Genomic DNA, 14,575 nt, shown 5'->3' on the forward strand with positions numbered 1-14,575 from the left:
TCGAGCCGCGACCGCGTGGGCACGGCCGGTGATGCTCTCGCGGCTTGCGCCGCTCCTACCCATGAGATGTGCGGCGCATCAGGCGCCCATCAGCCGCCCTGCATGACGTCGAACTCGCCGCCGAGCACGCGGTCGAGGCGGCCGCTGCGCCAGCCGCGCACGCCGTCGCGGACCAAGGGCGAGGGCGACTCGCGGTAACGCCGGCTGATGCGCCGCTCGCCTTCGGCCGCGGCCTGGGCGACGCGCGCACGGCCCGGCAGGTCCGGTGCCACCTGCACCGACAACGAGACGCGGCGGGTGACGCCGTCCTCCTGGTCTTCGAGCACGTGCAGGCCGGACTCGGCCTGCAGCAGGTCGAAGGCGCCGAAACCGCTCACCGCCAGCCAGGCCTTGCAGCGCTCGGCGTCCTGGCGCAGCACTTCCACGCGCATGTTGCGGCGCTGCGCCCAGGCCAGGTACATCGCCAGCAGGCGCTGCCACCACAAGCGCAGGTCGGGGCCGTGGCGCAGGTGCGCGGCTTCGTCGGTATCGATTTCGATCAAGGCATCCTGCGGGCGCTGTTCGCGAACGGCGTCGACCGCCAGGCCGAGCAGGAACAGCAACTGGGCGATGCGGCCGGCGAATTCGTCGTTGCCGCCGTCCTCGCGCAAACGATGGTGCATGCGATGGGCGGTATCGAGCGCGCTCTCGATGCGGTCGCGACGTTCGATGCGGTCGAGCACCAGATGGCGGTCGCCGGCGTTCCAGAAATCGGCCTCGGCCATGCGCGCGTAATCGGCTTCGCGCGCCGAGACCCAGTCTTGCGAGGTCACGGTGAGGTCGAGCTGCTGCAGGCGGGCATCGAGCCGCGCCACCGACGCCGCCGCAGCCGACGGCGCATGCACCAGATCGCGCAGGTCGCCGGCGTCGGCGGGCGCGGCGACTTCGGCCACGGCGCCGTCGTTGCGCCGCGACGCGTCGGGATCGATGAACTGCACGTCGAGCTGGTCGCCGGCGCTGCGCACGAACAGGAACTGGTCGCCCTGCGGAGCGCGGTGTTCGACGATGCTGCGCGCCAGGGGGGCGAGCAGGTAGTGCTCGATCGCGCGGCGCAGCGGCCGCGCGCCGAGGTCGGGGGTGAAGCCGCGGTCGAGCAGGAACTCGATCGCCGAGGGCTCCCATTCCACCGCCCAGTCGCGATTGCGCAGGCCGCGCCGGGTCAGCACGCGCTTGAGCTCCTTGTGCAGGATCTCGCGCATCAGGCTGCGGTCGAGCGGATTGAACAGCACGATGCGGTCGAGACGGTTGAGGAACTCGCGGCGGAAGGTCTCGAACAGCGCCTTCTCGACCGCGTCGCGCGAATAACCGCCGCGCGCCGAGGTGAAACCCGGGCCGGCGCTGCGCGAAATGGTCGAGCCGACGTTGCTGGTCAGGATGATGATGCTGTGGCGGAAGTCGGCGGTGTGGCCGCTGCGGTCGCTCAGGCGCGCATCGTCGAACACCTGCAGGAACAGGTCCCAGACTTTCGGATGGGCCTTCTCGAACTCGTCCAGCAACACCACCGAGAACGGCTGCTCGCGGATGCGCGAGGTCAGCGAACGCACGCCGCTCTGGCCGCCTTCGTCGGCGGTCAGGCGCCAGGCCGAGTCCTCGGACTGGAACTCGCTCATGTCCAGGCGCAGCAGGCGTTCGTCGCTGCCGAACAAGAGCTCGCCGAGCGCTTTGGCCAGTTCGGTCTTGCCGGTGCCGGTGGGGCCGGCGAACAGGAACACGCCGATCGGGCGGCTGCTGTCGATCAGCCCGGCCTTGAGCATGGCGATGCGGTCGAGCAGGGCGTCGACGGCTTCGTCCTGGCCGATCACGCGCTGGCGGAAAAACGCGCGCAGACGGTCGAGGTCGAGGCTCTGGCGGTCGTCGATGACGTCGAGCGGCAGGCCGCTGCGCTGGGCGATGGTCGCCAGCAGGCGCTCGGCGTCGAGCGGCAGCGCCGGCGGCGCTTCCGCCAGCGCGCTCTGCAGCGCGTCGTTGAGCAGGCGCAGCAGGCGGCCGGGTTCTTGTTGCTCGGGGAAATACTGGGCGGCCATGCGCGCGCCCTCTGCCAGCGCGCGCGGGTCGGCGACCGGGCGACCGAGGCGTTCGCCTTCCAAACGCGCCCACTCGGCGGCGATCGCCTCCAGCGCATCGGCTTCGGTCGGCAACAGCGGCACGATTTCGACGTGGTGCTTGATGACCGGACGTGCGATCAGCAACTGCGCCAACTGGCGCGGGGTGATCTCGCCGATCACCCGCAGCTGGCCGCGCTCGATCGCCGGCAGCACCAGGTCGAGCAGGCCGCGCGGGTCGCGCGAGTGCGAGCCCTTAGCGAGCAGGTCGAAGAACTCCGGCGCGCGCCACACCGCGCGCTTGCGGTTGAGCACGCCGAGCATCTCGCGTACCCGCTCTTCGAGCTCGCCGATGTAGCTCTGGCCGGATAGGATCTCGGCCGCCGAAGCCTCGAACACCAGCCAGCCTTCGGCCTGCAGGCGCTCGGCCAACAGGTCGATCAGCACGGTCTTGCCGACACCGTGTTCGCCGGAGACCAGCACCGAGGCGGCGTCGTCGCCCGACAGCAGTTCGTGCAGGCGTTCGAGTTGGCGGGCGAGGGCGTCGTGGACGATGCGCGTCTGCGCCTTGGCGCTGGCGTTGACCCGGCCGAAGGCGCCGAGCACGCGGCTTTCGCGGCGCGCATTGGTGGCGTGTTCGGCCTGCTCGATCAGCGGTTCCAGCAGCGGCGACTGGAAGCGCTTCAGGGTGTCGCGCAACTGCGTCGCGGCGTGCTCCTCCAGTTCCTCCAGCACCGGCGCGGCCGGCGCCGGCCCGAATTGTTCGGCCCATTGCAGGTAGTCGCGCAGTTGCTGGCGCACCGGGGCGAAGTCCCACCACCACGGCTGGGCATGGCGCAGCAGCTTGGGCAGCTCGCTGGCGTCGGGGCGGGTGCGCAGGTACTCGACCAGGAAGTGCAGCGGGTAACCGCCGAACTGGCCGACGTGCTCGAACACCGGGTCGAGCGCGACGTCGCTGCGGCGCGGCAGGGCCTTGGTGATCATCGATTGCAGCACGTAGCCGGTGCCGCTGAGCTGGCGCACCAGGTCGGCGGCGCTGAAGGCTTCGCTCGCGACCAGATCGACGCCTTGGTGGAACTCGGGCAGGGCGAGCAGGTCCTGCGGACGCTGGATGCGTTCGTCGACCGCATCGATGGAACGGACCAACCGAAGTAAGCGATCCTCTGGTGCTTCGGCCGTTTCCGAAGTCGATTCAATCGGTGCTTCGGCTTCGTTTTGGATTTGCTCGACAGCCGGCGTGTTTTCCGTATCCGCCCGCGGCGTATCCGTCGAGGCAGCGACGATCGCCGCCTGCGGCCGATACAGACGCGCGAGAATCAGGCCGGCGATCAGGCCGACGACGAGTAATAGGGCTTCCACATGCGCTCCGGTGTCCGTTCCGGGCATTAGTTTAGCGGTTCGTCCGATAGGGACCGTGCGCTATGACTGTCGGCGGCGATGTCGTTCGATGCCGCTATCGATCTTTCAGTCGTCGTCCCCGCGCAGGCGGGGATCCAGAGACTTCAGAGTGATGTCGCGGTAGAGCCCTGGATCCCCGCCTTCGCGGGGATGACGGGATTATCGGGGCGGACCGCGGCGGGCAACCAAGCGGCACCCGTCTGCGTCGTCACCGTACTCTGCGCTCAAGCCAGCGCTTTGATCCGATACAGCGCTTCCAAGGCCTGTTTCGGCGTCAGTTCGTCCGGATCGACTTCGGCCAGCGCATCCAACGCCGCCGACGAGGTCGCGAACAGACCGAACTGCTGCGGTTGGTCGAGCGCGGCGGTGGCGAACGAGGGCTTGGGCGTCTCGCGACCTTGTTGTTCCAGCTCGATCAAACGCCCGCGCGCCTGCTTGACCACCGACTTCGGCAGGCCGGCCAACGCGGCGACCTGCAAGCCGAAGCTGCGATCGGCCGGGCCGTCCTTGACCGCATGCATGAACACCAGTTGGTCGCCGTGCTCGACCGCGTCCAGGTGGACGTTGGCGATGCCGTTGCCGGGCTCGGCCAATGCGGTGAGCTCGAAGTAATGCGTCGCGAACAAGGTGTAGGCGCGGTTGCTGTGGGCCAGGTGGCGCGCGCAGGCCTCGGCCAGGGCCAGGCCGTCGTAGGTCGAGGTGCCGCGGCCGATCTCGTCCATCAGCACCAGCGACTGGTCGGTGGCGTGATGCAGGATGTAGCTGGTCTCGCTCATCTCGACCATGAAGGTCGACTGGCCGCGGGCGAGGTCGTCGCCGGCGCCGATGCGGGTCAGGATGCGGTCGATCGGGCCGATCAGCGCGCGCGCGGCCGGCACGAAGCTGCCGATGTGGGCGAGCAGCACGATCAGCGCGTTCTGGCGCATGTAGGTCGACTTACCGCCCATGTTCGGGCCGGTGATCACCAGCATGCGGCGGCCATTGTCCTCATCGAGAATCAGGTCGTTGGGTTCGAACGGGTCCTTGCGCACCGCCTCGACCACCGGGTGGCGGCCGCGTTCGATGCGCAGGCCGGGCGTGTCGCCGAGTTCCGGCTGCGACCAGTCCAGCGCCTGCGCGCGTTCGGCGAAACCGCACAGCACGTCGAGCTCGGCCAGGGCCGCGGCGCAATGCTTGAGCGGCTCCAGGCGTTCGTTGAGGGCATCGAGCAATTGTTCGTACAGCAGTCGCTCACGCGCGAGCGAGCGCTCGCGCGCCGACAACACCTTGTCCTCGAACTGCTTGAGTTCCTCGGTGATGTAGCGCTCGGCGTTGCTGAGCGTCTGCCGCCGGGTGTAGTGGGTCGGCGCCTTGTCGGCTTGGCCCTTGCTGATTTCGAGGTAGTAACCGTGGACGCGGTTGTAGCCGACCTTGAGCGTGGCGATGCCGCTGCTGGCGCGTTCGCGCGCTTCCAGGTCGACCAGGAACTGATCGGCGTTGGTCGACAAGGTGCGCAGCTCGTCGAGCTCGGCGTCGTAGCCGGTGGCGAATACGCCGCCGTCGCGGGCCAGCACCGGCGGCTGCGGCACGATGGCCTCGGCCAGCAGATGCGCGTGGGCGTCGTGTTCGCCGAGTTCGGCGCCCAGCGCGTTGAGGCGCGGCGCATCGAGCGGCGCCAGAGTGGCGCGCACGTCCGGCAACAGGCCGAGGCCGTCGCGCAGAGTCGACAGGTCGCGCGGGCGCGCGCTGCGCAGGGCGATGCGCGAGAGGATGCGTTCCAGATCGCCGAGCGCGCGGAAGCGTTCGCGGATGTCGTCGCCGGCGCGGCTTTCGATCAAGGTCGCGACCGCCTGATGGCGATGACGCAGCACGCTGCGGTCGCGCAGCGGGCGGTGCAGCCAGCGCCGCAGCAGGCGCCCGCCCATCGGCGTCACGGTGCTGTCGAGCACGCCGAGCAGGGTGGTGCGGCTGTCGCCGTCGACGCGGCTGTCGAGTTCGAGATGGCGGCGGGTGGCCGCGTTCATCGCGATCGCGCCGTCGCCGGATTCGATCGCGATCGAAGTCAGGTGCGGCAGGCGTTGCTTCTGGGTTTCCTCGACATAGCCGAGCAGGGCCGCGGCGGCGGCGATCGCCAGCGGCTTGTCTTCCAGGCCGAAGCCGCTGAGGTCGTGCAGGCCGAAGAAACGCAGCAACTGGCGGCGGCCGCTGTCGACGTCGAACAGCCACGGCGGACGGCGGCGCATGCCGCTGCGTTCGGCCACGAACGGCGGCCAGCCGTCTTCGTCGGCGACCAGCAGCTCGGCCGGTTCCAGCCGGGCCAGTTCGGCTTCCAGCGCGTCTTCGCTGGCGACTTCGTTGACCAGGAAGCGGCCCGAGGCCAGGTCGGCCCAGGCCACGCCGTAAGCGTGCTTGCCGCGCGCCACCGCGAGCAACAAGGTGTCGCGGCGTTCGTTGAGCAGGGCCTCGTCGGTGACCGTGCCCGGGGTGATGATCCGCACCACCTTGCGTTCGACGATGCCCTTGGCCAGGGCTGGGTCGCCGATCTGCTCGCAGATCGCCACCGATTCGCCGAGCGCGACCAGGCGCGCCAGATAGCCTTCGGCCGAATGGTGCGGCACGCCGGCCATCGGGATCGGTTGCCCGGCCGAGTTGCCGCGCTGGGTCAGGGTGATGTCGAGCAGTCGCGCCGCCTTGCGGGCGTCGTCGTAGAACAGCTCGTAGAAATCGCCCATGCGGAAGAACATCAGTACGTCCGGATGCTCCGCCTTGGCGGCGAAGAACTGGCGCATGAGCGGGGTATGGGCGTCGAGATTGCGGGCGCTGGAGGAGTCTGGGGCGGACACGAAATACCGGGTGTTCTGATGCGGGAGGAGCCGGCGCGCTGGGGCTGCAGGCGGGCGCACAGTATGCCAGCCGGCTGCAGGCCGCGGCCTGAAACCGAATCGTTGCGGCCTCGGTGGCGAGGGCGGCTCGTCCTATACCGGGCGCCGGCTGGCGACGTCGTCAGCCGTTGCGTGCGCGGGTCGGTTGCGCGGCGTTGCCGGCCACGCGGCCGCGACCGCAACCGAATGCATCAGCGCGTTCACCTCGTGAGTGGGGTGGCGCCAGCGGGCATCGGGCTGCGCGCTCCGCCGACCCGGCAGGCTTCGGCGTGGCGCATCGATCCGTCGATGAACGGGCCTGGCGATCGCCAGATAAGTGTGACGTGAGGCACGTGGAGGGCAAGTGGCAGGGAGTAGCTTGACTCCCCTGACTGGGCGCATCGAGCAACTCGATGCTCCAACTTGCGTAGCTGCCGATGGCCGCTGCGTCCGCTCCAACCACGCACCATTACCGTGGATCCGGGCTTCAACCGCCCTTCCGGTGCCGTGCACGGCCTTTGCCGACCGCTTCCGCCGATGAGGTCCATCGCGCCAGAGAATGCGCACTCTGCGCGTGCCTGCGTTGCGCTGCATTTCAATCAGGGGCACCAACATGAAAACCACATGGACACTCGGCCAATGGGCCTTGGGCCTGGCTTTAGCGTCGTCGGCTGGCGGCGCTATGGCCCAAACCTCCGATCCTGGAGTAGGCAGCTTCGTTGCCAGCGCCACGATGCGAGACATCATCGGCGTTTCCTGCACCAATCTGAGCTTCGGCGTCATTCATCGCATCCCGCTGACAGTGTTCACCCCCGCCGACACCGTCGTCGTGGGCAATACCAGCAACACCGACGTCGCGACGACCGCGGCCGCGGGCGCGGTCGTGTCGGGCGGCAATCCGGCCGTTTGCACGGTGACCGGGCTGACCGCGAGTACGCCGGCATCGGCAACCGCCGTGCTGTCACTGGGCACGGTGTTGATGGTGAACGTCGCCCAATCGCTTTCCGCCGTACTCAACCTGAGTCCTTTCGATACCGTTCCGGGGGCGAGCACCACCGGCGTGTTCCGGATCGGCGGCGTGATGACGCTGAAGACCGCGGGTCCGTCGGCTGCCGAAGCGGCCGACGGTGTATTCACCTCCGCTGCGGTCACCCTCACCGTGAGCGACTGATCGGGGGCATGCGGCACTCCGATCGGAGTGCCGCGTGCGGCGGCTTCCCAGTCCCGAGGTCCACTGCCTTGAAACGACTGCATTACATCGCTGCCGCGCTAGCGCTGCTGGTGATTCCGGTGTCCTCGGCCTGCGCGCAACAAGTCATGCTGACCCCCGGCACCCTGGTACTGGACGGGTCGGCCCGTTCCGGCGAAATCACCGTGGGCAACCCCGGTGGCGCGGTGGCCACGTTCCGCGTGGACGATGCATTTTTCATCCAGGGAGCCGATGGTCAGCTTTCGGCGAAGGCCGCCGAGACGGCAGGCAACAGCGCGCACAAACTGTTGCGGGTAGGGCCGCGCCGTTTTGCCCTGGCCGGTGGCGAAGGGCAGACCGTGCGTGTGGCCGCGCGCGTGCCGCGCGAGTTGGCTGCCGGTGAGTACCGGCTGCACCTTGCGGTCACCAACCTGGCCGAACAGGCCGCTCGCGCCGATGTGGCCCAGGCCCGGCATGCGGCGAGCCAATCCCTCGGCGTGGTCATTCCGTTCAACGTGGCGCGTGGGGTGCGCGTGTTGCTGCGTCATCAGGTGTCGCCCGAGGGCGGGCGCCTGGCTGGGTTGACCCGGCGCCGTGAGGGCGCCGATGCGGTGCTTGCCTTCGATGTCCAGCGCCTGGGGGCCACCAGCCTTCTGGCCAGTGTCGTGCCGTTTGCGCGCGGGAGCGATGGCCGCGAACTCAAATCCTGGCCGGCCATCGGCACGAGCATCTACGCCGAGCAGTCGAGCCGTCGCTTCGAAGCCAGGCTGCCCGCCGATGAGCTGCCTTCCGGCGCCAGCCTGTGCGCGAGGCTGGAGCACAGCGATCCTGGTGCGCCCCGGCTGCCCGCTGCGGAAGCCTGCGCGCCCTGAGCCCGTGGACACCCAGCGCCATGTCGCCCGCCCCCTGCATCCAGGCCCGCCGCGGCGGATCGCACGCCGGGCTGCTGATGGTTGCGCTGGGCTGTTCGTTGGCTCTGCCGGCACTGGCTTGGGCGCAGACCAGCGAGTTGCCTGCGGTGGCGGCCCCTTCGGTCGCACCGGCTTTCGACGAGGCACTGCTGCAAGGCGAATATCGGGGTGAACGCCTGGGCGACCCGGTACCGGCTTTCCTGCGTGCCGACCAGCCACCGCTGTTGCTGCTGGCGGCGCTGCTCGATGCGTTACGCATGCGCTTCACCGCGGCTAGCGACGGCAGTCTGGCGGGGAGAGTGCAGCCCGACGACCTGCCGTTTTCGTTTGCGCCCGACGGCAGCTACCTCATCGGCGGACGCGCCGGTCAGCTGGACCCGGCGGAGCATTTGTTTCACAACGGCGAGCTGTACGTGACGCCGCGCGCGCTGATTCTGCTGGCGCCGGTCGAGTTGCGCATGAATCAGCGCGATCAGCGCTTTAGCTTGGTCGGCACCGGCCCCTTGGCGTTGGATCTGACCCGTCAGCGCGAACTGGCCCGCAGCCGCTTCGATAGCCGCAGCCAGCCCGATGAGCTGCCGTTGCAGGCTTTCCCCTATCGAGGCCTGGGCCGCCCGTTCGGCGACGTGCGGGTGACGGCGCAATACGGTGCGGGAGCGGCGTCGTTTCGCAGCGTCAGTTACGACGCGCTGATCAGCCAGGAACTGGCCTTCGCCAGCGTCCTGCTTTTCGTCAGCGGCAGCGACGAAACCCGTCTGCGCGACGCACGCCTTCGGTTGGGGCGCGAGTCGCCGTTAGGGGGCGTGTGGGGTGTACCCGGCCTGACCAGCGCTTTCATCGGCGATGTGCAAGCTCCCGCGCTGCCGTTGATGGGCAGCATGGGACAAATGCGCGGAGCGAGCTTGAGTGCTTATCCACTCGACCGCCCCGATCGTTTCGACCAGACCCTGGTCGAAGGCGATGCCCCCGCGGGTTGGGACGCCGAACTGCTGCGCGGCGAAGAGCTTCTGGATTACCAACGCGTGGGCGCCGATGCACGTTACCGATTCGAAGCCGTGCCGCTGTTGTTCGGCGACAACGCCCTGCGCGTGGTCCTGTACGGACCCGATGGCCAACGTCGCGAAGAAACCCGAAGCTTCCGCATCGGCAGCGGCATGGCGCCGCCCGGTCTGCTGTATTGGCGCGCGTCGGTCGGGCAGGCCGGTACGCGCCTGTTGGATGCGTGGTTGCCGGACGTCGGCGGTGCACTCGCGCGCGACTCCGCGAAGAGCGGACGCGGCACCGCCAGCCTCGAAGCCGAGCTCGGCCTGAGCCGCCGGCTCACCGCGACGATGTTCGCGACCCGCGCTTCCGAAGATCACCGCCCGGACTCCCCGCTGCGCGACACCTTGGGGGGCGGGCTGCGCCTGTCGCTGCCGGCGGTCTATCTGGAAAGCATGCTGGCCGGTCAAGCAGACGGCGGCCGGGCCTGGAGCCTGGGGGCCAGCGGCGCCGTCGGCCGTTTCAATCTTTCGGCGCGGCACGCGCGCTACGACGGCTTCAGGAGTCGCGAGGCCCTGGAATCCGGCCTGCCGCTGCGATCGGAGACGAGCCTGCATGTGTCCACCGTGGTGCCGTTCGCGGGGCGTCCGATCACGCTCGCGGCCGTGGGCGAGCGTTGGCTGCTCGAAAGCGGCGACCGCGAGACGGCGGCGCAATTGCAGGCGCGTTTCAGCTTCAAAGGCCTGTCGGTCGGGCAAGGGTTCGAGTGGCGTCGACGCGAGTATTTTCCGGACAGCCCGTTGGCCTTCCGCACCGGACAGTCGTATTACGTCCCCAGCTTGTCGGGCAGCCTGGGACCGGTCCGGTTGGCGGCCGCGGCGCGCTACGACACTCGGGAAAAGCGCCTGGATCAGCTGCAGCTTTCGGCTCATTGGCTGATCAGCACCACGACCCGCGCCAACTTCGGCCTCACCCGCGGCCGCGCCGACAGCGATGTTTCGCGCGGTTACGGTGTCTGGGCGGGGCTGTCGCGCGACTTCGGCTCTTTCAATGCCAATGCCTACGCAGCGCGCAGTGCCGCAGGCGAGCTGTCGGCGAGCGTCGGCATCAGCCTGTCGTTCGGTTTCGATCGCAGCGGAAAGCTGGCTTTGAGCAGCCGGCCGATGGCCCAGCAGGGTGCCGCAGACGTGCTCGTGTTCAGCGATCTCGACGGCAATGGCCGCTATGACGCCGAGCAGGACGAGGCATTGGCCGATGCCCGGCTGCTGGTGAACGGCCAGCGTGGGTATGCCAGCCGAACCGATCGGCACGGCCGTGCCTTCGTCACCGGTCTGAGCACCACCCAGCCGGTAACGCTGCAGATAGACCCCGGCAGCATCGGCGACCCCTTCATGGCGCCGGTATCGGGCGGGCTGCGTTTCATGCCGCGCCCCGGACAGTCCTATGACGCGCAATTGGCGCTGGTGGAAACCGGCGAAGTGTCCGGCCAGTTGATCCTCGTGCGCGATGGGGAGCGGTTGGGCTTGTCGGCCGTGGTCGTCGAGCTGCTGGTCGTGCATTCCCGTGTTCGCGACGCGAACGCCGGGCCGGGGCTTTCCCTGAAGCGCATGCTGGGCATGTCGCAAGCAGCGCCCGGCAACGGCGGTTTGCCCATCGCAGGTATCGACGGCGACTACCGCTTGTTGAGCACCAAACGAACCCAGTACGACGGCGGTTTCCTGTTCGACATGGTCCCGCCCGGAAGCTACCTGGTGCGCGTTCGGGCCGGGCAGAACATTCGCGGCGCGGCGCTGGGCAGCGTCAGTCGGCCGGCCCGCGTGACGCGCGAGCGACTCATGGTCGACGGCGTTGAATTGCGTCTGCTCGATCCGATTCCGGAAGCGACGGGGTCGCCGGATCCGCCGGCGATACCGCCTTCGAAGGTGGAGCCATGACTTCGGCCATCCGGCGACATAGTCCGCAATACCTGCTATTGCCTGCGCTGTGGGTTCTGCTCGGGTTCGCTTCGGACCCGATACCCGTACAGCACGCGTCCTCGGCTTGCGACCAGCGCTTGGAACTGCGGACTTTGCGTCCGCTGGACTTCGGCGAGGTACGCATCAAGGCCCGGCAATCGGGGTTCGTCAGCGTTCGGCCGGACGGCGGCATGATCAAGTCCGACAACGTGGTCGTGCGTCGCGACCCGGTTGCCGGTGAAATGGAAGTCTGCGGCGAACCAGGCCAACGCATGGCGGTGGTGGTAAGGACGCCGGAGGCGCAGACCCATATGCCGCAGGGTCGTCCTGCGGCCACCCAGGTGTCCCAGTTCGTGATCGAGGGCCCGGGCTTGCAACTGGAACGCATCGATGCTGAGCGATGGGAGGGCCAGTTGGGCGCGTCCGGCCGAGCGCGTTTGCTGGTCGGCGCGACCCTGGTGTTTCAGGGCAACGGTGTTCATGGCGGCTGGACCAGCAGCGTGTCGATCGACGTGGAGCCGCGCTGATGGTCAGCGACTCGAACTTCCTGCGAGCGCCGCCGCCGGGTCGTGCCTGTCGTTGGGCGTTGACGGCCGCCCTGGTGTTTGCGGCCCCGGTCGCCGCGGCCGAAGAGCTGCCGATCACCGGCAACACCGGCCTGGCCCTGGATGTGACCTGCAGCCTGCCGCTCAACTTCGGTGTCGTTTCGATCCCTGGCGGCAACAGCCCGGGCTCCGTGTCGGTGGCGCCCAGCCTGGCCGGAGGCGTGACGACGACGTCCTTCCTGGTGACCGGGCACCAACGCGGACGCTGCGACGTGACCGATGTCGGCGGTGTCGCCACCGTCGCCGTCAGCGGTGGCGGCGGCGCCTGGAACGGCATTACCCGGAAACTCACCGGCGCCAGGCTGCTGATGGGATCGGACAGTCTCGAGGTGGTGATCGAGATCGACAAGGCGATCGTGCTGGTCAGCGGCTCGGCCACGCCGATCTACATCGGCGGGACCTTGAGCGTTCCCGCCAATTTCTCGGCGTTCGGCACTTACTCCCAGACCTTCACTCTCACCGTCACCGAGTGAGGGGGCGGATGGGACCGGACTCGAAGTGGCCGCACTTCGCTTCACCGTGCCGTTGACAGGAACGGATTTGGCCGGGTTCCGCGGGCACGGGTTCAGTCGTCGCTCGCGGTCCGATACAGATGCAGGCGTCCCGCGTCCTCGCCGACCCACCAGCGCCCATCGTGGGACGCCGCGATCGGTTGGGCGGAGGTGCCCGCCGGCGCGACGAATCCGCGCGGCAGCGCACGCGGCGGTCGAGTGTTCTTGCCGGCGATGCCGCCATGGTCGGCAGAGGCATCGGCGACGCCGGCCGGTAACGGCTCGGCCGGATAGCGGGTGAGACCGCAGTGCAGGTCGATCCAGACCGGATGGCGCAAGGGCCCGACGCCGTCGGAATGGCCGTAGCCGGCGGCAGCGAGGCCGTCGCCCGCGGTGCCGAGCGCGCGGCTGAGGTCGGCGGCTTCGCTGCGGCAGCCGAGGCGGCCGTCGCGCCAGCGCTCGGCATGGTCGCCGACCAGCCACAGGTCGCCGTCGGGCGCGTAGGCGAGGTCGGCGATCTCGCTGTCGCCGGCGAAGTCGGCGACGCGGCCGGTGTGCAGGTCGAGCACGTGCCAGCGTTTGCCGTCGCTCCAGGCGAGCAGCGGCCGGCTCGGGTGAAACGCGACCGCGCCGGCTCCGGCGAGCAGACGCGGCGGTGCGGCTTCGGCGGCGGCCGACGCGGTGGGCGATGCAAGGGCAGGGCGCGCGGCGCCGGCCCGGCAGGCCGGCAACAGGGCGACCGCACAGGCGATCGCGAGACAAAGGCGGTGCGCGTGGCGACTCATGTGCGGACCAGTCTAGCCATCGCGAGGCGAGGCGCCGCGGCCTGGGTCACGGTACCTGGCCGATGCCCATGCGATCCCAGACCGCCTCCAGCCCGCCCTGGCGATGGCTTTGCATCATGTTGCGCGCATCGCCGGCGTCGAAGCCGGGGTGGTACTCGACGTGCGGACGATCGGTAAACCCTTGCCAGTTGCCGCCCCATTCCAGGCCCTGGGCGACGGCGATTTCGCCGTAACGGTCCCAGTTGTTGGTCTCGGCCCAGCTCGGCCGGCCGTTGGCGTCGTTGAAGACCAGGTCGACCGCGACACCGTAGTTGTGCCAGGACTGGCCGGCGCGCGCGTTGGTGACCCGGTTGCCTGGCGCGGTGCGGCCCTGCGCGTACAGCGTGTCCTGTTCGGCGAAGGTGCGATAGGCGGTGTCCACGCGCATGTTCATGCCTTCGCGGCGCGCCTGCTCGATCACGGCAGTGACGCGATTGGCGACTTCCTGATTCAGGTTGGGATCGGCGAGGCGGCCGCGCGGATCGGCGGCATGCAGATCGACCAGGGTCCGGGTCTGCGCGCCGATTTGTTCGGTCAGTTGCACGCGGGTGCCGATGTTGTCGTAGACGCTGCGCGCGGCGGCTTCGTTGGCGAGCTGGACGGTGCCGTCGTTGCGGATCGTGCCGACGGTGCGGCCCTCGGCATCGAGCAGATTGCCGTTCTGGATGCCGTAGGTGACGCCGTCCAGGGTCAGGGTGCCGGCGTCGGGCGTCAACGAGGACGGTGTCGCCTGCGGGTTCAAGCTCACTTCCGCTGCGCCCTGCAGATAGGTCGCGGTCGCCGCGTTCGGCGCGCTCATGAAGGAATTGAGCGATTCGACTTTCTGTTCTTCGCTGAGCTGGCCGAAATTGCGGTCGGCGACCAACTGGTCGAGCGCGGCGACCGCCTGCGGGTTCTGCGCCAGCTCGGCGCGGATCTCCTCCTCGCGCTCTTCGCTGATGCTCGGCGTGGCCTGGGCCTGGGCCTGGGTGGCCGAGGCGGTGGATTGCGATTCGCTGCTGTGCGATGCGCCATTGACGCTGTCCATGGGCGTAGTCCTTGTTCGGGGGAACGGCCGGAACTTCGCTGCCTGGGCGAGGTTCCACGGAAGGTTCGCCTGCATTGCACGCCGCATGCATCGCTGTCGCCACCTGGGATCGACCCTAGCGCCGGCGGACCGATGACGCAGTTTTCGTGCACGGCTGTGCAGTCGCGTTTGCGCATTCCGACACGACGCTGTCGTGCCCTCGCTTCGCGAACGCGCGAACGTTCGTTCGTTTTTAAGCCGCGAACCACGATGCGACGCGCTTCTGCGCTTTTG

9 protein-coding genes are annotated in these 14,575 nt (G+C 68.9%); 5 read left to right on the top strand and 4 right to left on the bottom strand.

Annotation, left to right across the window (positions count from 1 at the left end):
- Nucleotides 1–89 precede the first annotated feature (89 nt).
- Entirely contained in the window at nucleotides 90–3,227 is a 3,138-nt protein-coding gene (locus tag LC490_RS04275) for an AAA family ATPase (RefSeq protein ID WP_223619393.1), read from the bottom strand.
- 476 nt (nucleotides 3,228–3,703) lie between these two features.
- Entirely contained in the window at nucleotides 3,704–6,247 is a 2,544-nt protein-coding gene (gene mutS / locus LC490_RS04280; protein WP_223619613.1) for a DNA mismatch repair protein MutS, read from the bottom strand.
- 685 nt (nucleotides 6,248–6,932) lie between these two features.
- On the opposite strand from mutS, the gene LC490_RS04285 reads away from it, so the two are divergent.
- The 5 genes from LC490_RS04285 to LC490_RS04305 all read left to right on the top strand — a co-directional run bounded on the left by LC490_RS04285 (nucleotide 6,933) and on the right by LC490_RS04305 (nucleotide 12,433).
- Nucleotides 6,933–7,490: a hypothetical protein gene (locus LC490_RS04285; RefSeq protein WP_223619394.1), complete on the top strand. Its 558-nt coding sequence runs from the start codon at nucleotides 6,933–6,935 to the stop codon at nucleotides 7,488–7,490.
- 68 nt (nucleotides 7,491–7,558) lie between these two features.
- Nucleotides 7,559–8,380 (top strand): hypothetical protein, encoded by an 822-nt coding sequence (locus LC490_RS04290; RefSeq protein WP_223619395.1) that lies wholly within the window; start codon nucleotides 7,559–7,561, stop codon nucleotides 8,378–8,380.
- A gap of 20 nt (nucleotides 8,381–8,400) precedes the next feature.
- A complete protein-coding gene (locus tag LC490_RS04295) occupies nucleotides 8,401–11,334 on the top strand; it encodes a hypothetical protein (protein ID WP_223619396.1) in 2,934 nt (977 codons plus the stop codon).
- Complete coding sequence (locus LC490_RS04300) at nucleotides 11,331–11,882, top strand: DUF4402 domain-containing protein (protein WP_223619397.1); 552 nt, start codon at nucleotides 11,331–11,333, stop codon at nucleotides 11,880–11,882. The genes LC490_RS04295 and LC490_RS04300 overlap by 4 nt, the downstream gene beginning before the upstream one ends.
- Entirely contained in the window at nucleotides 11,882–12,433 is a 552-nt protein-coding gene (locus tag LC490_RS04305) for a DUF4402 domain-containing protein (RefSeq protein WP_223619398.1), read from the top strand. The genes LC490_RS04300 and LC490_RS04305 overlap by 1 nt, the downstream gene beginning before the upstream one ends.
- 92 nt (nucleotides 12,434–12,525) lie before the next feature.
- Here LC490_RS04305 and LC490_RS04310 read toward each other — a convergent pair whose 3' ends face one another.
- Both LC490_RS04310 and LC490_RS04315 read right to left on the bottom strand, forming a co-directional pair.
- Complete coding sequence (locus tag LC490_RS04310) at nucleotides 12,526–13,236, bottom strand: hypothetical protein (protein WP_223619399.1); 711 nt, start codon at nucleotides 13,234–13,236, stop codon at nucleotides 12,526–12,528.
- A gap of 46 nt (nucleotides 13,237–13,282) precedes the next feature.
- Nucleotides 13,283–14,302, bottom strand: a complete 1,020-nt coding sequence (locus LC490_RS04315) for a M15 family metallopeptidase (RefSeq protein WP_051884833.1) — start codon at nucleotides 14,300–14,302, stop codon at nucleotides 13,283–13,285.
- Nucleotides 14,303–14,575 lie beyond the last annotated feature (273 nt).

The organism is Lysobacter sp. ESA13C (assembly GCF_019970005.1).
GTDB lineage: Bacteria > Pseudomonadota > Gammaproteobacteria > Xanthomonadales > Xanthomonadaceae > Lysobacter > Lysobacter antibioticus_B.

Excerpts from the sequence above, each read along its gene's own strand:
- mutS (WP_223619613.1), bottom strand. The coding sequence starts at position 6,247 with ATGCGCCAGTTCTTCGCCGCCAAGGCGGAGCATCCGGACGTACTGATG.
- LC490_RS04285 (WP_223619394.1), top strand. The coding sequence starts at position 6,933 with ATGAAAACCACATGGACACTCGGCCAATGGGCCTTGGGCCTGGCTTTA.
- LC490_RS04295 (WP_223619396.1), top strand. The coding sequence starts at position 8,401 with ATGTCGCCCGCCCCCTGCATCCAGGCCCGCCGCGGCGGATCGCACGCC.
- LC490_RS04300 (WP_223619397.1), top strand. The coding sequence starts at position 11,331 with ATGACTTCGGCCATCCGGCGACATAGTCCGCAATACCTGCTATTGCCT.
- LC490_RS04305 (WP_223619398.1), top strand. The coding sequence starts at position 11,882 with ATGGTCAGCGACTCGAACTTCCTGCGAGCGCCGCCGCCGGGTCGTGCC.
- LC490_RS04310 (WP_223619399.1), bottom strand. The coding sequence starts at position 13,236 with ATGAGTCGCCACGCGCACCGCCTTTGTCTCGCGATCGCCTGTGCGGTC.
- LC490_RS04315 (WP_051884833.1), bottom strand. The coding sequence starts at position 14,302 with ATGGACAGCGTCAATGGCGCATCGCACAGCAGCGAATCGCAATCCACC.